Origin of the sequence: Micromonospora sp. WMMC273, from assembly GCF_027460285.1 — a bacterium.
Classification (GTDB): domain Bacteria; phylum Actinomycetota; class Actinomycetes; order Mycobacteriales; family Micromonosporaceae; genus Micromonospora; species Micromonospora aurantiaca.
Genome location: NZ_JAPZBE010000001.1, coordinates 5,789,602 through 5,813,781, shown reverse-complemented (window position 1 = coordinate 5,813,781; position 24,180 = coordinate 5,789,602). Strand labels below are relative to the sequence as shown.

Here is a 24,180-nt window from a genome sequence, read left to right as displayed (position 1 = left end):
CAGACGGGGACAAAGCTCGGGCCGGAACTGCAAGATCGCGGGGAGCGGCGGGCGGAGTCGTACGATCGCAGCCATGGGTGGGCGTATGGCCGGTGCGGCGGGGGCGCTTGCGGACGGGCTGCCGGGGTGGGTGACGCTGCTGCGTGCGCCGAACCCGGGGCCGATGACGCTCGACGGGACCAACACCTGGGTGCTGCGGGCCGGGCCGGACGCGCCCGCCGTCGTGGTCGACCCGGGGCCCGCCGACGAGGGGCACCTGGCCGCGATCGCGGCGCAGGGACGCATCGGATGCGTGCTGATCACGCACGGGCACGCCGACCACACCGAGGGCGCGCCCCGGTTGCGCGAGCTGCTCGACGGCGTACCGGTGCTCGCCGCCGACCCGGCGCACACCGCCGGAGGCGAGCCGCTCACCGCCGACACCACCATCGACGTGGGGCTGGACCTGCGCCTGCTGCCCACCCCCGGGCACACCGCCGACTCGGTCTGCCTGGTCGCCGCACACGACGGCGAGCACGTGGTGCTGACCGGTGACACCATCCTCGGCCGGGGCACCACAGTGGTCGCCCACCCGGACGGGCACCTCGGCGACTATCTGTCGAGCCTGGAGCTGCTCTCCGCGTACCGGGGGATCCCGGCGCTGCCGGGCCACGGCCCGGCGCTCGCCGACTGCGGTGTGGCGGCCGACTTCTACCTGGCCCACCGGCGGGCCCGGCTGGACCAGGTGCGTGCCGCAGTCGCCGCGGGCGCCACCACCGCCGCCGAGGTGGTCGCAGTGGTCTACGCCGACGTCGACAGGTCGCTGTGGTGGGCCGCCGAGTGGTCGGTCCGGGCCCAGCTCGAACACCTCGGAGTGGAGCAGCCGTGACCTGCCCGGTGTGCGGAACCGTAGCCGTGCCCGGGGCGCGGTTCTGCCACAACTGCGGGGCGGCGCTCCCGGCCGCTGCCACCCTGCCCGCCGCCGAGCGCCGCGTGGTGACTGTGCTCTTCGGCGACCTGTCCGACTTCACCTCCTGGTCGGAGGACCTTGACCCGGAACGGGTCGGCGCGGTCACCGACCGGGTGCTGGCCGCCCTCGCGGGTGCGGTCAAGACGTTCGGCGGGCACGTCGACAAGCTCACCGGCGACGGCATCATGGCGGTCTTCGGCGCGCCCGTGGCGCACGAGGACGACGCCGAGCGGGCGGTCCGCGCCGCGCTGTCCATGCAGCGCGCGGTGCGGCGGGTGCTCGACGACGAGCGCGGCGGCGGCGCGCCGCTGGGCCTGCGCGTCGGCCTCAACACCGGGGACGTGATCGCGGGCATCCAGGCGGCGATCGAGTACACGGTCATCGGCGACACGGTGAACACCGCCGCCCGGCTGGCCGACGCCGCCGCCGTCGGCGCGGTCTACGCCGGGGCGCGCACCTCCGCCGCCACCCGGCACGTCGCCTCCTGGCGGGCGCTGCGCCCGCTGCGGCTCAAGGGCAAGCGGGAACCGGTCGAGGCGTACGAGCTGCTGGGCCTGCTCGACGCGCCCGGCACCCGGTCCGGCCTCGGTGACGAGGCGCCGTTCGTGGGCCGGGAGACCGAGATCGGCCGGGTCGCCGGCCGGCTCGCCGAGGTGATCGACAGGGGCGAGCCCCGGGTGCTGCTGATGACCGCCGAGGCGGGGATCGGCAAGTCCCGGTTCGCGGCCGAGGTGGAACGCCTCGCCGCCGGCTACGACGTCGGCGCCGGGCGGTACGCGGCGCACACCGGCGCCCGCGTCCTCTCGGTGCGCTGCGCGGCGTTCGGCGAACGGCGCCGGCTGGCCCCGCTGGCCGACCTGGTCCGGGCCGCAGTCGGCCTGCCCGGCGACGCGGCCACCGCGGTCACCCGGCCGGCCGTCGAGGAGCGGCTGCGCCGCCTCGGCCAGCGCCTGTCCCGGCTCCCCGGCGACCCGCCGCCGATCGCCGTGGATCAGCTCCTGGCCCTGCTCGGGTACGCCGAACTCCCGCCCGCCAGCGAGAACGGCGAGTGGAACGCGGCCGGACCCCCGCCCGACGACGAGGCGGTGCCCACCGCCGTGGCGGACCTGCTCAGCGCGCTCGCCGGTGAGGCGCCGCTGGTGATCGTGGTGGACGACCTGCACGACGCCACCGCCGAGACGCTCAAGGCGCTGGCGCTGACCCTCAACCGGCTCAGCGGGCCGGTGCTGGTGCTGCTGCTCGGCCGCCCCGAGCTGGTACGGACCGCCGGTGCGCTGACCCGCGTCGCGGACGCCGAGGTGCACGCGCTGCCACCGCTGCGCGGCGCTGACGCGTCCCGGCTGCTCACCAGCTACCTGTCCGGTGGCCGGATGCCGCAGACCGACGCGGACCGGCTGCTCGCCACCGCGCAGGGCAACCCGTTCTATCTGGCCGAACTGGTCACGCTGCTGATGGAGCGCGGTGCGCTCACCGCCGGGCCGGGCCGGGGCTCCGACGTCGGCTGGCGGCTCGCCCCCGGCTCGCTCGGCAGCCGGCTGCTCTCCCGGGACCTGGCCGCGGTGCTCGCGGCGCGTATCGACGCGCTGCCGCCCAACGCCCGTTCGGCGTTGCGGGACGCCGCGGTGGTGGGCGACACCGTGCCGGCGGGGGCGCTGGAGGCGCTGCGGGAGCAGCGGGTCGGGCAGGACGGGCGGCCCGCCGCGGTGGCCGCCGTCGAGCTGGACCGGGCGGTGGAGGAACTGCTGCAACGGCGCATGCTGCACCGCACCCGCAGCGGGTTCGCCTTCGCCACCCCGCTGATGCGGGAGGCCGCGTACGCCGGGGTGAGCAAGGCCGAGCTGGCCGAGCGGCACGCGGCGCTGGCCCGCTGGGCCGCGCCGGAGAGCGTCGACGAGACCGGCGGCGCACCCGGTGGCGCGTTCACCGAGGCCGCCCGGGACGACTTCGTCGCCGAGCACGTGGAGCGGGCCACCGCGCTCGCCGACGCGGTCAAGCTGCGCCCGGACGCGCCGGCCCGGGCGGTCACCCCGCTGGGCGTGGCCGCGCTGGGCCGGGCCGCCCGCCGGTCGCTGCGGTCGGGGGAGCCGGCTCTCGCCGTCGAGTACGCCGAACGCGCGGCCGAGCTGGCCCGCGACGGGGTGCCCGCGGCCGACCGGGTGGTGCACGCCCGGGCGCTGCTCCAGGTCGGTCGCCCGGCCGACGCGCTGGCCTTCGCCGAGAAGATCGCCGCGAACACCGGCGACCCGGCCACCCGTACCGCCGCGCTGCTGCTCGCCGGGCAGGCCCAGCAGACCCTCGGTGACGCCGAGCGGGCCGAGTGCAACTGGCAGGAGGCGTTGCAGGTGGCGACCGACGCCGACCTGCCCACGCTGCGGGCCTCGGCGATGCGGCGGCTCGGCATGGCCGACTTCATCGCCGGCCGGCTCGGGCAGGCGAGCAGCCGGCTGGCCGCGTCCTACCAGGTCAGTCTCGCCGCGCGGGATCTCCGCGGGCAGGCGTGGTCGTTGCAGAACCTGGCCTGGGTGACCACCACCCGGGGCGACTTCGCCGGCACCGACGCGGTGCTCGGCCGCGCCGCCCGGCTCTTCGCCGAGCTGAAGGACCCGTACGGGCGGGCCTGGCTGCGCGGCACCACCGCGTTCGCCCGGCTGCTCGCCGGCCGGCTGCGGGAGGCGTGCCGGATGGCCCGGGTGTTCCTGCCGTTCGGCGAGCGGGTCGGCGAGGCGTGGGCGGTGGGGACGCTGCGCGCGGTCGAGGCGTACGCCACCGCCGAGCTCGGCGACCTGGCCGAGGCGGACCGGGCGGCGCGGCGTGCGTACCGGGACTTCGCCGAGGTGGGCGACGACTGGGGGCAGGGCTTCGCGCTCGTGGTGCGCGGGGTGGTGGCGCGCGGGCTGGGCGAGCCGGAACACGCGGCCGACCTGTTCACCGACGCGCTGGAGTACGCCGACCGCACCACCCACCCGCTGCTCACCGGCATGGCCGGCACGCTGCGCGGCTTCGTGGCGCTGGACATGGGCGACCACGAGACCGCCGAGCGGGAGGCGCGGTCGGTGCTGACCCGGGTGGAGCCGCACAACCCGCAGGCGCCGGCCCAGGTCGCGCCGCGGGTGCTGCTCGCCATGGCCCGCCTCGCGGCGGGTGACCCGGGCACCGCCGTGGGGCTGCTCGCCCCGGTGGCGACCGGCGCGGCGAACGCGCCCTCGCTGCTGTTCTCCCGGCGGCAGACGATGGCCCGGTACGCCGCCGCGCTGCTCGCACACGGCCAGCGCGAACAGGCGCTCGACTGGGCGCAGCGGTCCATCACCGCCCCGGCGGAGGACGTCCGCAGCCAGGTGGTGGCGCTGCTCGTGCTGGCCGAGGCGCTTGACGCCTGCGGTCGGCGGGCCGAGGCGCTGACGCACGCGGAGGAGGCGGTACGCCTCGCGTACGTCACCGAGCAGCGCAGTGAGCGGATCGTCGCGGACGCCTTGCGGGTGCGCCTCTCCAGCGGCTGATCGCCCGTGTTCTGACGGTTCCGGGGATGTGTTCGTCGGTGGAGCCGGTTAGCGTGGGGCGGCCACAGTCGTGGATCGACTGTGGCCTCCCGGTGCGCGCCCGCGTCACCGGCGCTCATGCTGGGGAGGAACGATGAGGCTGCCGCGCTCGGGCGCCGGCTGGACGATCGCGGTCTTCGGGCTCCTCGCGCTGCTGCTCGGCGCGCTCGGTCTGATCTGGCCGGAGACGCAGCTGCGCCTGCTCGGCTTCGAGGTGCCGGCCGAGCGCGCTCCGGGCGACTACACCGGCACGTTCCTCACCGCGTCCTCGATGGCCTCGTTCAACATGGGGGTCTACTACCTGCTCGCCGTCGCCACCGAGTGGCGGCCGTTCTACCGGTTCACCGTGTGGTTCCGCCTGGTCACCTTCACCGTGTTCACCATCGCGGTGCTCTCCGACGTCGCGCCGGACCGCTTCTTCGCGGTCGCCGCGTGGGAGGGCCTGGGCGCGCTCGCCACGGCAGCCGGCCTGTGGTGGGACGCACGCCGGGCGGCTCCCGCCGGTGCCGTGTCCGCGCCGGAGCCGGCGCCGGCCACCGACGCGGCGCGCTGACGGGTCCGGATCGTTGGGTATTTTCGAGTCGTGACCGAGACCCCGCCCGGCGCCCTGCGGCTGCCCATCGTGCCCGGTCTGACCGATCTGCAGGTGTTCGCCCGGGGCGGCTACGCCACCATCTACCGGGCCACCCAGATCTCGGTGGGACGCGAGGTCGCGGTCAAGATCGAGAACCGCACACTGGACAGCGAACGCGACCAGGCCCGCTTCCTGCGCGAGGCCCGTGCGGCCGGGCGGATGTCGTCGCACCCGCACGTGGTCGACCTGTTCGACGTCGGGGTCACCGTCGACCAGCACCCCTACCTCATCATGGAGCTGTGCGACGGCTCGTACGCCGAGCGGATGCGCACCTCCCCGCTGGGTCCGGCGGAGACCCGCGACCTCGGCGTGAAGATCGCCGACGCGCTGGCGCACTCGCACGCGGCGGGCGTCCTGCACCGCGACGTCAAGCCGGCGAACATCCTGCACTCCGAGTTCAACTCGGCGGTCCTGGCCGACTTCGGCCTGGCGGTGCTCGCCGAGTTCCGCGACTCCTCGGTGATGCTGGAGGCGCTCACCCCGGCGTACGCGCCGCCGGAGACGTTCAACCACAGCCCGCCCACGCCTGCCGTCGACGTCTACTCGCTGTGCGCCACGCTCTACGCGCTGATGTACGGCCGTCCGCCGCGCTGGCACTCCGAACGCAACCCGAGTCTGGTGACCGTGCTGGAGATGTTCCAGCAGCCGATCCCGGGTCTGCCCGGTGTGCCCGGCGAGCTGATCGACGTACTCCGGCTGGGCATGTCGAACGACCCGGGCGCGCGGCCCTCGGCGGTCGAGCTGCGCGGCCTGCTCGCCTCGCTGCCGCTCGACGGCGCCCCGGCGACCGGCGGCCGGTACGACGACGGCATCGGCGACCGGTTCCACCGCACCGGTGGGCCGAACCCGCGACCGCCCGCGGACGACGACCACCCGACGGTGGCCTCGCGTGGCCGGCGCTGGCCCAAACGCTGGTTCCTCGGCGGTGCCGGCGTGCTGGCGCTTGCGGCCTCGGCCGGCGGTGGCTGGGTGGCCGGCGGCCACGCTCCGGCCGCCTCGCCGACGCCGACGGCCAGCGGGGTGGCCGGGGTGGCGCCGGTACCGGGATGCGCGTCCGCCGACGTGCGGCTGCCCGCCGGGGCGCGCTGCGCGACGGAACTGGAGTGCTTCGGTCCGGTACGGCTGCGCCGCGACCGGGCCGAGGCGAGCCGGGTGCCGTGCGACGGCCAGCACACCTGGGAGACCTACGCCGCCGGTGACCTGCCGGCCGCGCTCGCCGGGGCCCGGCACGAGACGGTCGCGGCCGACCCGGCCGTCGGCAGGGTGTGCAACGCCGACACGTTCCGGCTGGTCAGCGGCGGCAAGTCGGCGAGCGGGTGGAACCTGGAGGTGCTGCCGCCGGAGGCCGAGGCGGACCGCACCTACCGCTGTCTGGCCGGCCGGGGCGTCAACGCGCTCGCCGGTCCCACGCTCACCGGTCGCTGAGCCCGTTCACGGTCCGGCTCTGCCGCACCGACCGCGGGTCGAGCGTCTCCAGCGTGTCGGCGTCCACCGCCGTCGGCGCACGCATGCCGCGTACCACGCGCGGGTCCAGCGTCTCCAGCGTGTCCGCGTCGATCGGCTGACCCGCCGGGGTGCGCAGGTTCCGCACCGCGCGCGGATCGATCGCCTCCAGCGTGTCGGCGTCCACTCCGTACCCCTGGTGGGGGACCGGCCAGGTCTCGGCCTGCGGGGCGGACCCGCCGGTGCCGCCGGGCTGACGCGCGGCGGTGATCGTCACTCCCGTGATCATGGCGAGCAGCACGCAGACCAGGGCCAGCACGACCGACAGGATGCCGGGCGGACGCCACACGGCGAGGGTCACCACCGCCGCCACCGTCGCCAGGGACGCGACGACGGCCTTCGCCCGCGCATCGGGCTTCGGGAACGATCTCACCCGACAAGCATGGCCCAGCGCGTCCACCTGTCAACCGGCGGGATGAGACAGCTTCCCGTCATTGAGGCTCCACTTCGGAGTCGCAGGTAGCGACGATCGAGAAAAAATCGTTACATCATCTGGTTGTTTGCCGTATCGATCCATGTTTGGGGGCCACTAACGTGGGCGTCGATCCCTACAGTGACGGGGGTCGAGGTCTCCTCGACGGAACTGTTCCCCGACGGAAGGCAGCCTCATGCCCCGTGCAATCCGATCCCTGGCCGCAACCGGGATCGCCGGCGTCCTCCTCGCCGGACCGGCCGTCGCGCCCGCCGCGGCGGCGACTCCGCAACCACCCGCGCACGACCGGACCACCGCCGCCGAGGCACGCCGGGTGGACCGCGTGCCGACGCCGAAGCTCGACTGGTACGCCTGCTACGACTACGCCGAGTGCGCCACGGTCCGGCTCCCGCTGGACTACGACAACCCGAAGGGCGCCACCACCGAGGTCGCACTGCTCCGGGTCAAGGCCCGCGACCAGCAGCGCAAGGTCGGCAGCCTCTTCCTCAACCCGGGTGGCCCGGGTGGCTCCGGCACGAGCATCGCGCTCGCCGCGCCCTACTTCCTCGGCGACGACCTGCTCGACCGCTTCGACATCGTCGGCGTCGACCCGCGTGGCGTCGAGGCCAGCGAGAACATCAAGTGCTTCCGCTCGGTGAAGGACCAGACCCGGGCGTACGCCGGGTTGAACGTCGCGTTCCCGTGGACCAAGGCGGAGGAGAAGGCGTACGTCGCCGCGTCCAAGGCGGTCGGCAAGGCGTGCTCCACCACCGGCAAGCCGCTCACCGGCGCGGCCTCCACCGCCGAGGTGGCCCGCGACATGGACGTGTTGCGCCGGGCCGTCGGCGACAAGTTGCTCAGCTACCTCGGGTTCAGCTACGGCACCGCGCTGGGCCAGTACTACGCGAACATGTTCCCGGACCGCTTCCGCGCGCTCGTCGTTGACGGCGTGCTCGACCCGAACGCCTGGGTCGGCCAGGGCAGCGCCCGCAACCAGCTCCAGGAGACGCGGCTGCGCAGCGCCGACGGCGCGTACCGGGCGCTGCGGGAGATCCTCGTCCGGTGCGGCAAGGCCGGCGCCGAGAAGTGCGAGCTGGCCGCCACCGGCAATCCGCTGGCCGCGTACGACACGGTGGCGAAGCGACTCCGCAAGAAGCCGGTGGTGATCGAGGATCCGGACTTCGGCTCCTTCACGGTCAGCTACGCCGACTTCGTCGGTGCCACGCTCGGCGCGCTCTACGATCCGTACGGCTGGCAGTCGGTCGTCGACATCACCGTGCAGCTCCTGGCCGCCACCGATCCGGCCGCCGGCAAGGCCGCCACCGCGTCGGCCCGCACGGCGCTCGCCGCCCGCGCCGCGCAGGCACGGCAACAGCGGGGGTACGACTTCCCGTACGACAACGGGCTGGAGACGTTCCTGACCGTCGACTGCACCGACGCGTACCACCCGAAGAGCGCCGACGCCTGGCCGGCGCTGTCGGCGAAGGAGGACAAGCGGGCGCCGTACTTCGGGCGCGCGTGGGCCTGGGGCACCTCGCCCTGCGCCCGCAACACCTGGACGGTGCGGGACGAGGACGCCTGGACCGGGCCGTTCAACCGGGTCACCGCCGCTCCGGTGCTCGTCGTCGGCAACTACTGGGACCCGGCGACCAACTACCAGGGTGCGGTCAGCTCGGCCGAGCTGCTGCCGAACAGCCGCCTGCTGAGCAGCGACAGCTGGGGCCACACCGCGTACGGCACCTCGGCGTGCGTGACCGGCCGGATCGACGCGTACCTGCTCACCGGGAAGCTGCCGGCCAAGGGCACGCTCTGCGTCGGTGACGCGCAGCCGTTCCAGGAGGACGCGGCGGCCGGCCGGGCGGACGCGTCGAAGAGCGAGCTGGCCCGGGCGGGCGAGCCGAGCCGGGGTGAGCCGAAGCGGCTGCCGCCGGTGGCGACGCCGCGTCCGGCGGTCGGCACGCTGACCGTCCGCTGACGGACCCCCGGGGTACGGCGGGTGATCGGGCACCCGCCGTACCCCGGGCCCACCTCGGTCAGTAGGACTTGTCCTGGCCGAGGACGTGCTGGGCGACGAAGTTGAGGATCATCTCCCGGCTGACCGGGGCGATCCGGCCCGCGCGTACCGCGCCGAGCAGCGTCGCCACGCCGTACTCGGTGGTCATGCCGGCCCCGCCGAGCGCCTGGACGGCGGTGTCGACAGCGAGCGCGGCGGCCTCGCCCGCCGCGTACTTGGCCATGTTGCCGGAGATGCCGGCCTCCAGGTCGCGGCCCGCGTCGTAGAGCGTGGCCGCCTTGTGGATCATCAGCCGGGCCAGCTCGACCTGCACTGCGGCGTGCGCCAGCGGGTGCGCCACACCCTGGTGCGAGCCGATCGAACGCCCGCCCCACACCTTGCGGGTGGACGTGTAGTCGCTGGCCTTCTCGATCGCGTACCGGCCGGTGCCGGCGCCCATCGCGGCGACGGTGATGCGCTCCGGGTTGAGCCCGGCGAACAGCGCGGGCAGCCCGGCGTCGAGCGACTCACCGACGAGCGCGTCGGCGGGGAGCCGGACGTCGTCGAGGAAGAGCAGGAACTGGTTCTCCGGCGACAGGATCTCCATGTCCAGCTTGGACTTCTCCAGGCCGGGCGCGTCGGTCGGCACGATGAACAGCGCCGGCTTCAGCTTCCCGGTGGACGCGTCCTCGGTACGTGCCACCACGAGCACGTGGCCGGCCTCGTCCACCCCGGAGATGTAGATCTTCCGGCCGCTGAGCAGCCAGTCGTCGCCGTCGCGCCGGGCCACTGTGGCGAGGCGGTGGAAGTTCGAACCGGCGTCCGGCTCGGTGATCGCGAAGACGATCTTCTGGGAGCCGTCGGCGAGGCCGGGGAGGTGCTTCTTGCGCTGCTCCTCCGTACCGTGCTTGTTGATGATCGTGGCCGCGATGGCGGGGGAGACCACCAGGAGCAGCAGCGGGCAGCCGGTCGCGGCCAGCTCCTCGCACACCAGCGCCAGCTCGGTGATGCCGCCGCCCCCGCCGCCGTACTCGGTGGGGATGTTCACGCCCAGGTAGCCGAGCCGGCCGGCCTCGTGCCACAGCTCGTCGGTGTGCCCGCCGGACTTGGCCTTCTCGACGAAGTAGGAGTGGCCGTACTTGCGGCCCAACGCCCGTACGGCGTCGCGGAGCTGGTCCTGCTCGGGGGTCAGGTCGAAGTTCACTGCGGGTCCTCCTCGGGGTCCACCACGGCAAGTACGGCACCCGTCTCGACCTGGCCGCCGGCCGGCACCGGCAGCTCCGTCACCACGCCGTCGGCGGGGGCGAGCACGGGATGTTCGAGCTTCATCGCTTCCAGCGTCAGCAGCAGGTCACCGGCGGCGACCCGCTGACCGACCTCGACGTGCACCCGGGTCACCGCGCCGGGCAGCGGCGCGAGCAGCGACCCGGCCGCCAGCTCCGCGGTGGGCAGGGGCAGGCGGGGCAGCTCGGTGAGGCTCGCCGCCCCGTCCGGGCCGTCCACGAAGACCGACGAGCCCGCCCGGTGTACGCGGAACGCCCGCCGCACCCCGTCCACGTCGAGCACCACCCGGTCCGGGGTGGCGTCGACGGCCGTCACGGCCGGGGTGGCGTCGGACGACGACACCGACCATTCGGCGAGCCCGCCGGTGCGGTCGAGCCGGTACCGGACCTCGAGCTCCTCGTCGCCCGGGCCGGTGAAGCGGGTGACCTGCGGGAAGGACGGCACGTTGCGCCAACCCGACGGCAGCCCGGCCAGCACCGGGGCGGCGGCCCGGCGCGCGGCGGCCCCGGCCAGCGCGGCGGCCAGCGCCGCGACCGGAAGCTGCTCGGCAGGCAGCAGCGGCGCGAACACCTCCGGGTGCCGGTCCAGGAAGCCGGTGTCCACGTCCACCGCGGCGAACTCCGGACTGCGCAGCACACGGACCAGCAGGTCCCGGTTGGTGGCCACGCCGTGCAGTTCGGCGCGGGCCAGCGCGCCGGCGAGCGCGCGGGCCGCCTCGGTGCGGGTGGGCGCCCAGGCGATGAGCTTCGCCAGCATCGAGTCGTAGTGCACGCTCACCGTCGAGCCGTCCACCACACCCGAGTCCAGGCGCAGCCCGCGGGCCGGGCCGAACTCGGCGGCGACCCCGGGGATCGCGAACCGGTGCAGCGTGCCGGTGGCCGGACGGAAACCCTGAGCCGGGTCCTCGGCGCACAGCCGTACCTCGATGGCGTGACCGTCGGCCGGCGGCGTGGTGGTGACCGGCAGCGGCTCGCCCTCGGCGACGAGCAGTTGCAGCCGCACCAGGTCCAGCCCGGTGGTCAGCTCGGTGACCGGGTGCTCCACCTGGAGGCGGGTGTTCATCTCCAGGAAGTGCACCTGACCGTCCGGCGCGAGCAGGAACTCCACGGTGCCCGCGCCGACGTAGTCGACTGCGCGCCCGGCCGCCACCGCCGCCTCGTGCAGCGCCGCCCGCACGTCGTCGGGCAGCACACCGGGTGCCTCCTCGACGATCTTCTGGTGGCGGCGCTGGATCGAGCAGTCGCGTACCCCGAGCGCCACCACCGTGCCGTGGGTGTCGCCGAAGATCTGCACCTCGACGTGGCGGCCGCGTTCCACGTACCGCTCGATGAAGACGGTGCCGTCGCCGAACGCCGCAGCCGCCTCGCGGCGCGCGCCCGCGACGGCCTCGGCCAGGCCGGCGGCGTCGCGGACGATCCGCATGCCCCGGCCGCCGCCACCGGCAGCGGCCTTGACCAGCACCGGGAAGGCGGTGACCTCGGCCGGGTCGGTCCAGGTGGGTAGCATCGGCACGCCCGCGTCGGCGAGCAGCGCCTTGGCGGCCATCTTGTCGCCCATCGCCGCGATCGCCTTGGCCGACGGACCGATCCAGGTCAGGCCCGCGTCGGTCACCGCCGCCGCGAACTCGGCGTTCTCGGCCAGGAACCCGTAGCCGGGGTGGACGGCGTCCGCGCCGGAACGCCGGGCCGCGTCCAGGATGGCGTCGATGCGCAGGTACGTCTCGGCCGGCGTGTTGCCCGGCAGCCGGACGGCCTGGTCGGCGTCCGCGACGAACGGCGCGTCGGCGTCCGCGTCGGAGTGCACGGCGACGGTGGCCACGCCGAGGGCGCGGCAGGTGGCGAAGACCCGGCGGGCGATCTCGCCCCGGTTCGCAACCAGAAGCTTCGTGATCATTGGCGCTGAGCCTGCCTTTCGTTCGCGACTGCGGGACTCCGCTTCGCTGCGTTCCTCGCGCTCACAGGTCACATCCGGAAGACGCCGAAACCGTCGGCGCCCTTCACCGGTCCGTTGTGGATCGCCGACAGGCACAGCCCGAGGACGGTACGGGTGTCCCGGGGGTCGATCACCCCGTCGTCGTAGAGCCGCCCGGACAGGAACAGCGCGCCGGACTGCGACTCGATCTGCTGCTCGACCATCATTCGCATGGCGGCGTCGGTGTCCTCGTCGTACTCGCGTCCCCGCGCGGCGGCGGCCTGCCGGGCCACGATGGACAGCACCCCGGCGAGCTGTGCCGGACCCATCACCGCCGACTTCGCGTTCGGCCAGGTGAACAGGAACCGGGGCTCGTACGCCCGGCCGCACATGCCGTAGTTGCCGGCGCCGTAGGAGGCGCCCAGGTTGACGGTCAGATGCGGCACCTTCGAGTTCGACACCGCGTTGATCATGAAGGCGCCGTGCTTGATGATGCCGCGCTGCTCGTACTCGGTACCGACCATGTAGCCGGTGGTGTTCTGGAGGAAGACCAGCGGTGTGTCCGCCGCGTTGGCGAGCTGGATGAACTGGGCCGCCTTCTGCGCCTCCTCGCTGAACAGCACGCCCCGGGCGTTCGCCAGCACGCCGACCGGGTAGCCGTGCAGCTCACCCCAGCCGGTCACCAGCGCGGTGCCGTAGCCGGGCTTGAACTCGTCGAACGCGCTGTCGTCGAGCAGCCGGGCCAGCACCTCGCGCGGGTCGAACGGCACCTTCAGGTCGGCGCTGGCGATGCCGAGCAGCTCCTCCGGGTCGTACCGGGGTGGCAGCGGGTGGGGGTTGCGCGGCGGCGGGCCGTGCTTGCGCCAGTTGAGCCGGCGGACGCACTGCCGGGCCAGCCGGATGCCGTCGCGCTCGTCCTCGGCGAGGAAGTCGGCCAGGCCGGACGTGGTGGCGTGCATCGCCGCGCCGCCGAGTGACTCGTCGTCGGTGACCTCACCGGTGGCCATCTTCACCAGCGGCGGCCCGGCCAGGTAGACCTGCGACCGGTCCCGGATCATGATGGTGAAGTCCGACATGCCCGGCACGTACGCGCCACCGGCGGTGGCGTTGCCGAAGACCACGCTCACGGTCGGGATCCGCTGCGCGGAAAGCCGGGTCAGGTCGCGGAACACCCGGCCGCCGGGAATGAAGATCTCCGCCTGGGTGGGCAGGTCCGCGCCGGCCGACTCGACCAGGTTCACCATCGGCAGCCGGTTGGCCGCCGCGATCTCACCCGCCCGGCGGGTCTTCGCCAGCGACCACGGGTTGATCGCACCGCCGCGTACGGTCGGGTCGTTCGCCACGATCAGGCACTCGACGCCCTCGACCACGCCGATGCCGGTCACGGTGCTGGCGCCGACCGGAAAGTCGGTGCCGTACGCGGCCACCGACGACAACTCCAGGAACGGGCTGTCCGGGTCGAGAAGCAGCTCGATCCGCTCGCGGGGGAGCAGCTTGCCGCGGTTGTGGTGCCGGGTCACGTACTTCTCGCCGCCACCGCCCCGGGCCTGGTCGAGCGCCGACTCCAGCTCGGCCAGGCGTTCCAGCAGCGCCTCCCGGTTCGCGGTGAAGGCGGGCGCGGACGGGTCGATGGTGCTCTGCAGGACAGTCGTGCTCATAGGCCCATGCCCTTCGCGATGATCTCGTTCATGATCTCGGTGGTGCCGCCGCCGATGCCGAGCAGACGGGCGTCCCGGTAGTGCCGCTCCACCTCGGCGTCGCGCATGTAGCCGAAGCCGCCGTGCAGTTGCAGCGCCGCGTCGACCACCCAGTCGCAGGTGGCCACCGCCACGTTCTTCGCCATCGCCACCTCGGTCACCACCGGTTGCCCGGCGGCCACCCGCTCGGCGACGTCGTGCACGTACGCCCGCGCCGCGTCGGTGCGGCTGTGCATCTCGGCCAGCTTGTGCCGGACGACCTGGCGACCGACGAGCGGCCGGCCGAACGTGGAGCGGTCCCGGCACCACTGCACCGACAGGTCCACGCAGCGCTGCGCGGTCGCGTACGCCTGGGTGGCGAGCGACAGCCGCTCGTTGGCGAACTGCTGCATGATGGCGAGGAATCCGGTGTCCTCCGGGCCGACCCGGTTCGTCACCGGCACCCGCACGTCGACGAAGGACAGCTCGGCGGTGTCGGAGCAGTGCCAGCCCAGCTTCTCCAGCCGCCGGCCCACTGTGAACCCGGGCGTGCCCTTGTCGATGACGAGCAGGCTGACCGAGCCCGAGCCGGGGAAGTCGGTGCAGACCGCAGTGGTGACGAAGTCGGCGCGGACCCCGCTGGTGATGTACGTCTTGGAGCCGTTTACGACGTAGTGGTCGCCGTCGCGTACCGCGCAGGTGCGGATGCCCGCCACGTCCGAGCCGCCGTCCGGCTCGGTGATCGCCAGCGCGCCGATCATCGTCCCGGCCAGCGCCGGCCGGACGTACCTGTCGATCAGCGCCTCGTCCTGGGTCTCGACCATGTGCGGCAGCGCGATCCCGTGCGTGAACAGCGCGGCCACCAGCCCGGACGACCCGCCCGAGCGGATGATCTCCTCGGTCACGACCATCGAGTCGAGCAGGTCACCGCCGCTGCCGCCGACCGACTCCGGGAAGCCGATGCCGAGCAGACCGATCTTGGCGGCGGTCTCGTGCAGCGACCGGGGCACCTCGCCCGCCCGCTCCCAGTCGGACAGGTGCGGCAGCACCTCCCGGGTGACGAACGAGCGGGTCAGCTCGCGCAGTTGCCGGCGTTCCGGCGTGTCCACGATGGTCATGCCGGAACCTCCGTCGGTAGGTCGACCACCCGGGAGCGCAGCAGCTCGCCGAGCGCCTTGGCCTGGGGGTCGAACCGGGTGGACGCGGCCACGCCCTGCCCGAGCAGCCCACGGATCACGAAGTTGACAGCGCGCAGGTTCGGCAGCTCGTACCGCTCGACGGTGAGCGCCGCGGTCTCCGGCAGCAGCTCGGCCAGCCGCTCCACGGTCAGCCAGTCGCGCAGCCAGGGCCAGGTCGCGTCGGTACGGGCCCAGACGCCCAGGTTGGCGTCGCCGCCCTTGTCGCCCGACCGCGCCCCGACCAGCTCACCGAGCGGCCCCCGCCGGGTTGCGGGTAAGGACGGGCCCCCTGTCAACGCCTCGTGTTGTACAGGGGCCCCCTGCAAACCGCCGGTCACCGTCGGCGGCGGGATCGGCACCCGCTCGCCGGACGGGAGCACCGCGACGTGCTCGACCGCGTCCTGCGCGATCGCGTCGGCGGTGAACACCCCGTACGGCGTCGCGTCGCCGGGCAGCGTGGTGAGCGTGCAGCCCGGGTACGAGGCCAGCGCCAGCTCCACCGCCGCCGCCGAGAACGCCCGCCCGGCCCGCGACTTGTCGCCGTCGCGCAGGTGTACGTGCAGCAGCGCGCTGGCCGCCTCGGTGTCGCCGGTGTCCGGGTGGTCGGTACGGGCCAGCGTGAACTCCAGCCCTTCCGTGCCGACCGACTCCTCGATCTGCCCCCGGACCAGCGCCGCCTTGGCCGGGATGTCCAGCCCGCACAGCACGAACGTCATCGAGTTGCGGAAGCCGCCCAGGTTGTTGACGCCCACCTTGAGCGTGTCCGGCGGCGGCGTGCCGCGCACCCCGGAGACGCGTACCCGGTCCGGGCCCTCCTGCTCCAGCCGCACGGTGTCCAGCCGGGTCACCACGTCCGGCCCGAGGTAGTCCGGCCCGCCCACCTCGTACAGCAGCTGGGCGGTGACCGTCTCGACTGTCACCGCGCCGCCGGTGCCGGGGTGCTTGGTGAGCACCGACGAGCCGTCCGCGTGCAGCTCCGCGATCGGGAAGCCGGGCCGGTGCCCGCCGTCCGGCAGCTCGGTGAAGAAGCTGAAGTTGCCGCCGGTGACCTGCGCGCCGCACTCGATCAGGTGCCCGGCCACCGTCGCGCCGGCCAGCGCGTCGGGGTCGTCGCGGGTCCACCCGAAGCGGGCGATCGCCGGTCCGACGGCCAGCGAGGCGTCGGTGACCCGCCCGGTGACCACCACGTCCGCGCCCGCGTCGAGGCAGGCCGCGATCCCGAACGCGCCCAGGTAGGCGTTCGCGGTCAGCGCGTCCGGCCGCTGGATCGCGTCGCCCTCGACGTACCCGACCCGGACCTGAAGGCCGAGCCGGTCGCCGAGCGACCGGATCGCGTCGGCCAGCCCGGCCGGGTTGAGACCGCCGGCGTTGGTGACCAGCGTGACGCCGCGCTCCAGCGCGGTGCCGAGCACGCCCTCCGCCTGACGCAGGAACGTCTTGGCGTAGCCGAGCGACGGGTCGCGCATCCGGTCCCGGCCGAGGATGAGCATGGTCAGCTCGGCCAGGTAGTCACCGGTCAGCACGTCCAGCTCGCCGCCGTCGAGCATCTCCCGCCAGGCGGCGAAACGGTCGCCGTAGAAGCCCGACGCGTTCCCGATCCGCAGCACGCTCATGAGGGGGTTCCGTTCGCCGGTTCCCGCTTGCCGCCGGGCGGGCCGGCGAACGCCTGGGCCACGTCCAGCCACTCGTCGGCCACCGGCCCGGTGGCGGTCAGGGCCAGGTCCGCGCGGTGCCGGCGCTGCGTGACGAGCAGGCAGAAGTCGAGCGCCGGGCCGGTCACCCGGTCGGCCGCGTCGGCCGGTCCGAACTCCCACACCTCGCCGTCCGCGGGTGCGGTCAGCTCGACCCGCACCGGCACCGTGGGCACGTCGCGGCCGTGGGCCGAGAAGCCGTGCCCGAGGGTACGGAAGCCGAGGTGCGCGATGTGCCGCAGGCGCTGCGTCGGGGTACGGCTGACGCCCAGCGCGTCGGCCACGTCCTCGCCGTGCGCCCACGTCTCCATCAGCCGGGCCGTCGCCATCGAGGTGGGCGACATGCTGGTGCCGTACCAGGGGATCTTCTGCCCGGCCGGGACGGCGGCGAGCGCCCCGGCGAGCGCCGACCGGCCGGTACGCCAGCGGGTCAGCAGCGCTGCCGGGGGTGCGAGGAAGGACTCGGCGCCGTCCTCGACCAGGCGCGACGGGTCCGGCGCGGCCATCACCGAGGCGAAGAACGCGGACTCGTCGGTGGCCGCCAGGTAGGCCACGTGGTCGGTCCAGGCCAGGTGCGCGACCTGGTGTGCGACGGTCCAGCCCGGGGCCGGTGTCTGCTGCTCCCATCCGTCCGGCGGCAGATCCGCGACGAGCGCGTCGAGCTGTTCGGACTCGGCGGCCAGATCCGCGAGCAGGGCTGTCAGGTCGACCATTGTGCCTCCGGGCGGGGGTGGGGCGTCAGGGGATCAGTGCCGCTCGCTCTCGGGGGTGAGCAGCGCGGCGAGCTGGCGTTTCCAGGTGTGCAGCAGGGCGGCGCGGCGGGGCGAGTCGTCGCTGAGCAGGTTGGCCACGCCGAGGCCGCGCAGCAGGTCGAGGGTGGCCTGCACCGACTCGCGTACGCCCGGCCTGCGCTCGTCCACACCGAGCAGCTCGACGGTGAGCCGGTGCATCTCGCGGCCGATCCGCGCCTCCAGCGGTACCAGCGCGGCGCGCAGCTCGGCGTCGGTACGCGCGGCCACCCACAGCTCCAGCGCGGCCACGAACAGCGGGCCGGTGAACGAGGCGGCGAGCAGGTCGACCACGCCGTCGAGCCGCTTCGGGCCGACCGGCAGGTGCGCCGCCTCGGCGCGCAGCTCGGCCGCCCGGCGCTCGGTCAGGTGGGTGACGGCGGCGGTCACCAGCGCGGCCTTTGTGGGGTAGTGGTGCAGCTGGGCGCCCCGGGAGACGCCGGCGTGGGCCGCCACCACAGTCGTGGTGGTGCCGGACCAGCCGTGCTCCACCAGGCACTCGACGGTCGCCTCCAGCAGCCGGGCCTGGGTGGCACGGCTGCGCTCCTGCTGCGGAACTCGGCTCGACACGCAGACAGCGTGCCCCGCCCAAAACAAACAGTCAAGCCTGACTTTTTTTAGGAGGGGGCCCTTGTTGACGCCTGCGGTAGAGGAACGGCCCCTTTGTGACGCCTCAGCGGCCGTCGCGCGGAGCGAAGACCGTGAGCGCGTCGGCGTCGGAGTGACGGGAGCGGACGTACTCGTCGGCCCAGGCCGCCGCATCCGGGAACGTGGACTCGGCGGCGATCCGGGCGCAGGCGGCGTCCACGTCGAAGCGCGTCCGGCGCATCTGCACGCCCGGGCCGAGCAGCGCCCACCAGGCGCCCGCGCCCCCGTACGGCATGCCGACGCTGCCCGGGTTCACCACCAGGCGACTGTCGACCAGCCGGGTGAACGGCATGTGCGTGTGCCCGCAGACCACCGTGCCGACCTCGACCGGCAGGCCGGCGAAGACCTCGGCCCAGCGGTCGAGCCGCGAGTCGACGAGCACTACCTCCTCGTCGTCGCGCGGGGTGGCGTGGCAGAACAGCACGTCGCCCAGACCGGTGACCGGCAGCGTGACGGACGGCGGCAGCGCGGCCAGCCGGGCCACCTGGTCGTCGCGGAGCTGCCCGGCGGCCCAGTTGGAGACGGCGATCGGGGATGACCTGCCGGCCCGCGCCTGCACCAGCTCCCGGTCGGCGTTCCCGCCGACCCAGCAGGCCCGGTCACCGAGCGCGGTCAGCCGGTCCAGCACCTCGACCGGCTGCGGACCGGCCGCCAGGTCACCGGTGAGGACGATCAGGTCGGCGGCTGCCACGTCCGGCTCGGCCAGCACTGCTTCCAGCGCGGGCAGCACACCGTGGATGTCGGAGAGGACGGCGACGCGATCGGGCATCGTCCCAGCCTGGCGGCACCGGCGCGGGAGCACCAAGCGATTCTGCGGCGGGCAGAGCCGGCTTGCTCAGAGGCGACCGGCCCGGCCTGCGCAGAAGACGGCATCGGCCCGGCTCCGCGCGGTGGCGGGCCGGGCCGGGAAGCCGGTACGGAGGATCAGACCCGCGCGCGGCGGGCCAGGCGCTCCGGGTCGAGGATGATGATGCTCTTGCCGTCCAGCCGCAGCCAGCCACGCGAGGCGAAGTCGGCCAGTGCCTTGTTGACGGTCTCCCGGGAGGCGCCGACGAGCTGGGCGATCTCCTCCTGGGTGAGGTCGTGCGTCACGCGCAGCACGCCGCCGTCACGGGTGCCGAACCGGCCGGCCATCTGGAGCAGGTTCTTGGCGACCCGCCCCGGCACGTCGGTGAAGATCAGGTCGGCGAGCGAGTCGTTGGTCCGCCGCAGCCGGCGGGCCAGTACCCGCAGCAACTGCTCGGCGATCTCGGGCCGGTTGTTCAGCCACGGCCGCAACGCCTGCTTGCGCAGCCGGACCAGGCGGGTGTCGGTGACCGCCGTGGCCGTCGCCGTACGCGGACCGGGGTCGAAGAGCGACAGCTCACCCACCATGTCCGACGGGCCCATCACGGCGATCAGGTTCTGCCGGCCGTCCGCCGCGCGGCGACCCACCTTGATCTTGCCGGACAGGAGGATGTAGAGACTGTCGCCGGGCTCGCCCTCGTTGAACACGATCTCGCCCTTGCGGACCTCGATCGTCTCCATCTCCTTGGCGAGCGCCTCGGCAGCCTCCGGGTCGACACCCTGGAAGATCCCGCTGCGGGCCAGTACCTCGTCCATCGCGCACCTCCGCCTGCGCGTGCCGTCCGTCGGCCGGGTCTGCCGTCCGCTGATCCCTCGCGCGCCGCCAGTCTAGGCGCACATGAGCAGGAATCAGAGGTGCACCCCTGGAATCTTGATCGTTGGGCGTAACCCACCCGACCTGGGGAGCGGCTAAGATCCCGCCTCCGGCCCGGGCCGGCGCCACCCGTTCCCACCTGTGATCGTAGGGTGACCGGCGTGCTGTGTGAGCCGTTCCTGACCAGCCGGTCCGAATCCGGCTGGGACATCCCGCTGCTGGCCTGGCGGGCCGAGTCGCCGCTGCTGGCGGTCGGCTCCGCGCCGCTGGGCGGGGGGATCGGCGTCCGCCGGTGGGTGCTGAACGCGACGGTCCCCATGTCGTACGACCGGGACGACCCCGCCGCGCACCTGGCCGAGCTGGCGCACGGCCTCGACCTGGACGGGCCCGGGGTCGGGCTGCTGACCGGCGTGGACGTGAGCGAGGTGGTCCGCCGCACCGACGGCGGCGTCCGGGTCTGGGCGACTGTCGGCCTCGGCACGCCGGTCTGGGCCGCCGCCCCCGGGCCGGCGCCGTCGGCCGCGAGCGAGCCGGCCCGGCCCGCGCAGCACGTAGGCACCGTCAACATCGTCGTGTACGTCCCGGTGCGGCTCGGCGACGCCGCCCTGGTCAACGCCGTGGCCACCGCCACCGAGGCGAAGGCCCAGGCGATCTGGGAACTCGGCCTGCCCGCCACCGGCACGCCCACCGACGCGGTGACGGTGCTCTGCCCGGCCGACGGCGATCCGGCCCCGTACGGCGGTCCCCGGTCGGCCTGGGGTGCGCCGCTGGCCCGGGCCGTGCACGCCGCCGTGCGCTCGGGCGGCGCCGGGACCGTGGTGCCCTGGTCCGACCGGCGGGCGGGCTGACGTGGGCCCGGCACACGCGACACGCCGGGTTTTCCGACCGATCGGCCCTCGTCGCGGCGTTCCGGGGACGGTAGCGTCGCCGACGATGTACGCTTCCGCCCGCTCTGTGCCCCGTACCCTCCGCGCCGCCGTCGCCGGACCGCCCGCCGCCGTGCCCGGCCCGCGTCGCGCGGTGCTCGGCCGGCGCCTGGCCGTGTTCGCCGCGCTCGTCGCCGTCCTGTTCGTCGCCGGCTGCGGCGGCGACGCCGGCGGGTCCGGCGGCGACCCCCGGTGGCAGGCGGGACAGGGCGGCGGGTCGACCGGCTCGGCCGGGCCCGAGACGGGTGACCAGCCGGCCGCGCCGGGCGCGTCGAAGGAGCCGTCGATCTCGCTCACCGCGACCGGTGACGTGATCATGGGCAACGCGCCGGACCGGCTGCCGCCCAACGGCGGCAAGGGCTTCTTCGACGACGTGAAGTCGGCGCTCAAGGGCGACCTGGTGATGGGCAACCTGGAGGAGCCGCTCACCGACGACACCGGCGCCGGCAAGTGCGGCCCGGAGCCGAAGAACTGCTACCAGTTCCGCGCGCCGCCCGGCTACGCCGCGCACCTGCGCTCGGCCGGGTTCCAGCTGCTCAACCAGGCAAACAACCACGGCTACGACTACGGCCGGCAGGGCTACGAGAACACCCAGTCGGCGCTGGAGGCGCACGGGCTCAAGCACACCGGCGCGCCGGGCGAGATCACCGTGGTGGACGTCAAGGGCATCAAGGTCGCCGTGGTGGGCTTCTCGTCGTACCCCTGGTCCAACAGCCTGGTCGACCTGAACGCCGCCAAGCAGGTGGTCGAGATGGCCAAGGAGCAGGCCCAGCTCGTGGTGGTGCAGGTGCACATGGGCGCCGAGGGGGCGGACAAGACCCGGGTCAAGCCGGGCACGGAGATGTTCTTCGGCGAGAACCGCGGCGACCCGATCCGCTTCTCCCGCACCGTCATCGACGCCGGCGCCGACCTGGTCATCGGGCACGGCCCGCACGTGCTGCGCGGGATGGAGTTCTACAAGGGGCGGCTGATCGCATACAGCCTGGGCAACTTCGCCGGCGGCGGGAAGTCGCTGAACAGCTCGGGCCGGCTCGGCTGGGGCGGCGTGCTCAAGGTGTCGCTCACCGCCGAGGGGACGTTCGTCGGCGGCACGTTCACCTCCACCGTGATGAACGGCGTGGGCCGTCCGTCGGTGGACCGGCAGGACCGCGGCCTCGGACTGGTCCGTGACCTGAACCGGTCCGACTTCCCGGACACCGGCGCGAAGCTCGACGGGACCGGCAAGATCACCGCACCGGCGGGTGGCTGAGCGCACCCCGGCCGCGCCGAGCCGCCGGAGCGTCGGCCCCGCGACGTAGGCTGGCCGACGTGACCACGCGTTCCCCCGAGACCGACCTCGGCCGTACGCGCCGCGCCCGGCGCATCGGCCGCGTGCTGACCGAGACGCACCCCGACGCGCACTGTGAGCTCGACCACGGCAACGCGCTGGAGCTCGCGGTGGCGACGATCCTGTCCGCCCAGTGCACCGACAAGAAGGTCAACGAGGTCACGCCGAAGCTGTTCGCCCGCTACCGCACCGCGGCCGACTACGCCGCGGCGGACCGCGCCGAGCTGGAGGAGCTGATCCGGCCCACCGGGTTCTACCGCAACAAGACCAGCTCCCTGATCAACCTGGGGCGGGCGCTCTGCGAGCGGTACGACGGCGAGGTGCCGGGGCGGCTCGACGACCTGGTGACCCTGCCGGGGATCGGCCGCAAGACCGCGAACGTCATCCTCGGCAACGCCTTCGGCGTCCCCGGCATCACCGTCGACACCCACTTCCAGCGGCTGGTGCAGCGGTGGCAGCTCACCACCGAGACCGACCCGGTGAAGATCGAGCACGCGATCGGCGCGCTCTACCCGAAGCGCGACTGGACGATGCTGTCGCACCGGGTGATCTTCCACGGCCGCCGGGTCTGCCACGCCCGCAAGCCCGCCTGCGGCGCGTGCACGCTGGCGAAGCTGTGTCCCGCGTACGGCACCGGGCCGACCGAGCCGGCCGCCGCGGCCAAGCTGCTGAAGGGCCCCCGGGCCCGTGACCTGGCGGTCGCAGTCGGCCTCGATCCCGACCTGGTGCCGCAGCAGGCGGCAGCGGCGGACGTGCCGTGATGCGCCGGTTCGCGTACGTGCTCGTCCCGCTGCTGCTGGCGGCAGCGGGCTGCACCGCCACGACCGAGGCGCCGGAACGTCCGGCGCCGGCGACCCGGGCCGAGCGCCCCTCGCCGTTCGCCGACTGCGCCCCGCTGACCGTCGCGCCCGCCGCCGCGTCCCCGACTCCCGCCGGGAAGGCCGGGGACCAACTCCCCGACCTGACGCTGAACTGCTTCACCGGCGGCGCGCCGGTGAACCTGCGCGACGTCAAGGGCCCGGCGGTGATCAACGTGTGGGCGTCCTGGTGCCCGCCGTGCCGCAAGGAGCTGCCCGCGTTCCAGCGGCTCAGCGAGCGGGCCGACGGCCGGTTCCAGGTGATCGGCGTGAACAGCCGGGACAGCCGCGGCGGCGCGCAGTCCATCGGCGAGGACTACGGCGTCGACTTCCCGATGCTGCTCGACCAGGGCGACGCGTTCCAGCGCGCGCTGGAACGCAACGCGTTCCCGCTCACAGTGCTCGTCGACGCCGACGGCCGGATCCGGCACACCGACGCGACCGGCGCGCTCGACGACGCCCGCCTCGCCGCGCTGCTCGAACGTCACCTCGGGGTGCGGGTATGACCCGACGGCCGCCGGGGTGGTTCGACCCGCTGCTGGGCCGGCTCGGCACCGCGCGGGCGGAGGACTTCACCCGCATCGTCACGCCGGAAAGCGGCGGCCGGGAGAGCGCCGTGCTGGTGCTGCTCGGCGAGGAGCCCGGTGCCGGGCCGGACGTGCTCGTCCTCCAGCGCGCCGCGACGCTGCGCAACCACGCCGGGCAGCCGGCCTTCCCGGGCGGGGCGGCCGACCCGGAGGACGCGGACGCCCGCGCCACCGCGCTGCGCGAGGCGAACGAGGAGGTCGGCCTCGACCCCGGCAGCGTCACAGTGCTGGCCGAGCTGCCCCGGCTGTGGATCCCGGTCAGCGACTTCGTCGTCACCCCGGTGCTCGCCTGGTGGCACGACCCGCACCCGGTGCACCCGCGCGAGCCGGCCGAGGTCGCCCACGTGGCCCGGCTGCCGGTCACCGAGCTGGTCGACCCGGACAACCGCATGCGGGTACGCCACCCGAGCGGCTGGATCGGTCCCGCCTTCTCCGCACGCGGCATGCTCGTCTGGGGCTTCACCGCGGGCGTGATCGACCGGCTGCTGGAGATGGGCGGCTGGTCCCGGCCCTGGCCGCACTCGCGGGTGGTGGACCTGCCGCCTGTCGACGCCACGCCCGCTCCGTCGGCGGGCACCGAGGCGGCCGACGAGAGCCCGGTGCGGTGATCACCCGTACGC

Annotated in this window: 20 protein-coding genes; 10 read left to right on the top strand and 10 right to left on the bottom strand. The window is 74.1% G+C overall.

Going from position 1 to position 24,180, the window contains the following annotated elements; genetic code table 11:
- The first annotated feature begins 73 nt into the window (after positions 1-73).
- The 4 genes from O7611_RS27005 (at position 74) to O7611_RS26990 (ending at position 6,544) form a co-directional block, all read left to right on the top strand.
- Positions 74-868: an MBL fold metallo-hydrolase gene (locus O7611_RS27005; RefSeq protein ID WP_370584982.1), complete on the top strand. Its 795-nt coding sequence runs from the start codon at positions 74-76 to the stop codon at positions 866-868.
- Entirely contained in the window at positions 865-4,446 is a 3,582-nt protein-coding gene (locus tag O7611_RS27000) for an adenylate/guanylate cyclase domain-containing protein (RefSeq protein WP_194801985.1), read from the top strand. Before O7611_RS27005 ends, O7611_RS27000 begins: the two co-directional genes overlap by 4 nt.
- Before the next feature lie 133 nt (positions 4,447-4,579).
- The gene (locus O7611_RS26995) at positions 4,580-5,038 is read left to right on the top strand and encodes a hypothetical protein (protein WP_194801984.1); all 459 of its coding nucleotides are present in this window, start codon (positions 4,580-4,582) and stop codon (positions 5,036-5,038) included.
- A 30-nt stretch (positions 5,039-5,068) separates the two neighbouring features.
- Positions 5,069-6,544 carry a serine/threonine-protein kinase gene (locus O7611_RS26990; RefSeq protein WP_194801983.1) on the top strand — a complete coding sequence of 492 codons (1,476 nt, stop codon included), beginning with the start codon at positions 5,069-5,071 and terminating at the stop codon, positions 6,542-6,544.
- On the opposite strand, the gene O7611_RS26985 is transcribed toward O7611_RS26990, so the two are convergent.
- Positions 6,531-6,995: a hypothetical protein gene (locus tag O7611_RS26985; protein ID WP_194801982.1), complete on the bottom strand. Its 465-nt coding sequence runs from the start codon at positions 6,993-6,995 to the stop codon at positions 6,531-6,533. The genes O7611_RS26990 and O7611_RS26985 overlap by 14 nt on opposite strands.
- A 235-nt stretch (positions 6,996-7,230) precedes the next feature.
- Between O7611_RS26985 and O7611_RS26980 the strand changes: the two genes are divergently transcribed.
- On the top strand, positions 7,231-9,009 hold the full coding sequence (locus O7611_RS26980; protein WP_269697785.1) for an alpha/beta hydrolase: 1,779 nt from the start codon (positions 7,231-7,233) through the stop codon (positions 9,007-9,009).
- A gap of 58 nt (positions 9,010-9,067) precedes the next feature.
- Here the strand turns inward: O7611_RS26980 and O7611_RS26975 are convergent, their stop codons facing one another.
- The 9 genes from O7611_RS26975 to O7611_RS26935 all read right to left on the bottom strand — a co-directional run bounded on the left by O7611_RS26975 (position 9,068) and on the right by O7611_RS26935 (position 19,805).
- Positions 9,068-10,231: an acyl-CoA dehydrogenase family protein gene (locus tag O7611_RS26975; RefSeq protein ID WP_262013423.1), complete on the bottom strand. Its 1,164-nt coding sequence runs from the start codon at positions 10,229-10,231 to the stop codon at positions 9,068-9,070.
- Positions 10,228-12,204: an ATP-binding protein gene (locus tag O7611_RS26970; RefSeq protein ID WP_269697784.1), complete on the bottom strand. Its 1,977-nt coding sequence runs from the start codon at positions 12,202-12,204 to the stop codon at positions 10,228-10,230. Before O7611_RS26970 ends, O7611_RS26975 begins: the two co-directional genes overlap by 4 nt.
- A gap of 68 nt (positions 12,205-12,272) precedes the next feature.
- Positions 12,273-13,880, bottom strand: coding sequence for an acyl-CoA carboxylase subunit beta (locus O7611_RS26965; RefSeq protein ID WP_269697783.1), 1,608 nt, complete (start codon positions 13,878-13,880; stop codon positions 12,273-12,275).
- Positions 13,877-15,016: an acyl-CoA dehydrogenase family protein gene (locus tag O7611_RS26960; protein WP_194801977.1), complete on the bottom strand. Its 1,140-nt coding sequence runs from the start codon at positions 15,014-15,016 to the stop codon at positions 13,877-13,879. Before O7611_RS26960 ends, O7611_RS26965 begins: the two co-directional genes overlap by 4 nt.
- Positions 15,013-16,689: an acyclic terpene utilization AtuA family protein gene (locus tag O7611_RS26955; protein WP_269697782.1), complete on the bottom strand. Its 1,677-nt coding sequence runs from the start codon at positions 16,687-16,689 to the stop codon at positions 15,013-15,015. Before O7611_RS26955 ends, O7611_RS26960 begins: the two co-directional genes overlap by 4 nt.
- Positions 16,686-17,480 (bottom strand): TIGR03084 family metal-binding protein, encoded by a 795-nt coding sequence (locus O7611_RS26950; protein WP_194801975.1) that lies wholly within the window; start codon positions 17,478-17,480, stop codon positions 16,686-16,688. Before O7611_RS26950 ends, O7611_RS26955 begins: the two co-directional genes overlap by 4 nt.
- Before the next feature lie 33 nt (positions 17,481-17,513).
- Positions 17,514-18,125, bottom strand: a complete 612-nt coding sequence (locus O7611_RS26945; RefSeq protein ID WP_194801974.1) for a TetR/AcrR family transcriptional regulator — start codon at positions 18,123-18,125, stop codon at positions 17,514-17,516.
- Between the two features lie 103 nt (positions 18,126-18,228).
- Positions 18,229-18,972: a metallophosphoesterase family protein gene (locus O7611_RS26940; RefSeq protein WP_269697781.1), complete on the bottom strand. Its 744-nt coding sequence runs from the start codon at positions 18,970-18,972 to the stop codon at positions 18,229-18,231.
- Positions 18,973-19,127: 155 nt separating this feature from the next.
- On the bottom strand, positions 19,128-19,805 hold the full coding sequence (locus O7611_RS26935; RefSeq protein WP_007466162.1) for a Crp/Fnr family transcriptional regulator: 678 nt from the start codon (positions 19,803-19,805) through the stop codon (positions 19,128-19,130).
- 219 nt (positions 19,806-20,024) lie between these two features.
- Here O7611_RS26935 and O7611_RS26930 point away from each other — a divergent pair, with 219 nt between their 5' ends.
- The 5 genes from O7611_RS26930 (at position 20,025) to O7611_RS26910 (ending at position 24,168) form a co-directional block, all read left to right on the top strand.
- Positions 20,025-20,711 carry an adenosylcobinamide amidohydrolase gene (locus O7611_RS26930; protein ID WP_194801972.1) on the top strand — a complete coding sequence of 229 codons (687 nt, stop codon included), beginning with the start codon at positions 20,025-20,027 and terminating at the stop codon, positions 20,709-20,711.
- Between the two features lie 106 nt (positions 20,712-20,817).
- Positions 20,818-22,038 carry a CapA family protein gene (locus O7611_RS26925; protein WP_370584981.1) on the top strand — a complete coding sequence of 407 codons (1,221 nt, stop codon included), beginning with the start codon at positions 20,818-20,820 and terminating at the stop codon, positions 22,036-22,038.
- A complete protein-coding gene (gene nth, locus O7611_RS26920) occupies positions 22,035-22,877 on the top strand; it encodes an endonuclease III (protein WP_370584984.1) in 843 nt (280 codons plus the stop codon). Before O7611_RS26925 ends, nth begins: the two co-directional genes overlap by 4 nt.
- The gene (locus O7611_RS26915) at positions 22,874-23,479 is read left to right on the top strand and encodes a TlpA family protein disulfide reductase (protein ID WP_370584980.1); all 606 of its coding nucleotides are present in this window, start codon (positions 22,874-22,876) and stop codon (positions 23,477-23,479) included. Before nth ends, O7611_RS26915 begins: the two co-directional genes overlap by 4 nt.
- On the top strand, positions 23,476-24,168 hold the full coding sequence (locus O7611_RS26910) for an NUDIX hydrolase (protein ID WP_194801969.1): 693 nt from the start codon (positions 23,476-23,478) through the stop codon (positions 24,166-24,168). The genes O7611_RS26915 and O7611_RS26910 overlap by 4 nt, the downstream gene beginning before the upstream one ends.
- Positions 24,169-24,180 lie beyond the last annotated feature (12 nt).

Bases quoted from the DNA above. Each gene is read 5' to 3' on its own strand.
- O7611_RS26940 (WP_269697781.1), bottom strand. From the start codon at position 18,972: ATGCCCGATCGCGTCGCCGTCCTCTCCGACATCCACGGTGTGCTGCCC.
- O7611_RS26935 (WP_007466162.1), bottom strand. From the start codon at position 19,805: ATGGACGAGGTACTGGCCCGCAGCGGGATCTTCCAGGGTGTCGACCCG.
- O7611_RS26960 (WP_194801977.1), bottom strand. From the start codon at position 15,016: ATGACCATCGTGGACACGCCGGAACGCCGGCAACTGCGCGAGCTGACC.
- O7611_RS26910 (WP_194801969.1), top strand. From the start codon at position 23,476: ATGACCCGACGGCCGCCGGGGTGGTTCGACCCGCTGCTGGGCCGGCTC.
- O7611_RS26980 (WP_269697785.1), top strand. From the start codon at position 7,231: ATGCCCCGTGCAATCCGATCCCTGGCCGCAACCGGGATCGCCGGCGTC.
- O7611_RS27005 (WP_370584982.1), top strand. From the start codon at position 74: ATGGGTGGGCGTATGGCCGGTGCGGCGGGGGCGCTTGCGGACGGGCTG.
- O7611_RS26955 (WP_269697782.1), bottom strand. From the start codon at position 16,689: ATGAGCGTGCTGCGGATCGGGAACGCGTCGGGCTTCTACGGCGACCGT.
- O7611_RS26970 (WP_269697784.1), bottom strand. From the start codon at position 12,204: ATGATCACGAAGCTTCTGGTTGCGAACCGGGGCGAGATCGCCCGCCGG.
- O7611_RS26950 (WP_194801975.1), bottom strand. From the start codon at position 17,480: ATGGTCGACCTGACAGCCCTGCTCGCGGATCTGGCCGCCGAGTCCGAA.
- O7611_RS26995 (WP_194801984.1), top strand. From the start codon at position 4,580: ATGAGGCTGCCGCGCTCGGGCGCCGGCTGGACGATCGCGGTCTTCGGG.
- O7611_RS26965 (WP_269697783.1), bottom strand. From the start codon at position 13,880: ATGAGCACGACTGTCCTGCAGAGCACCATCGACCCGTCCGCGCCCGCC.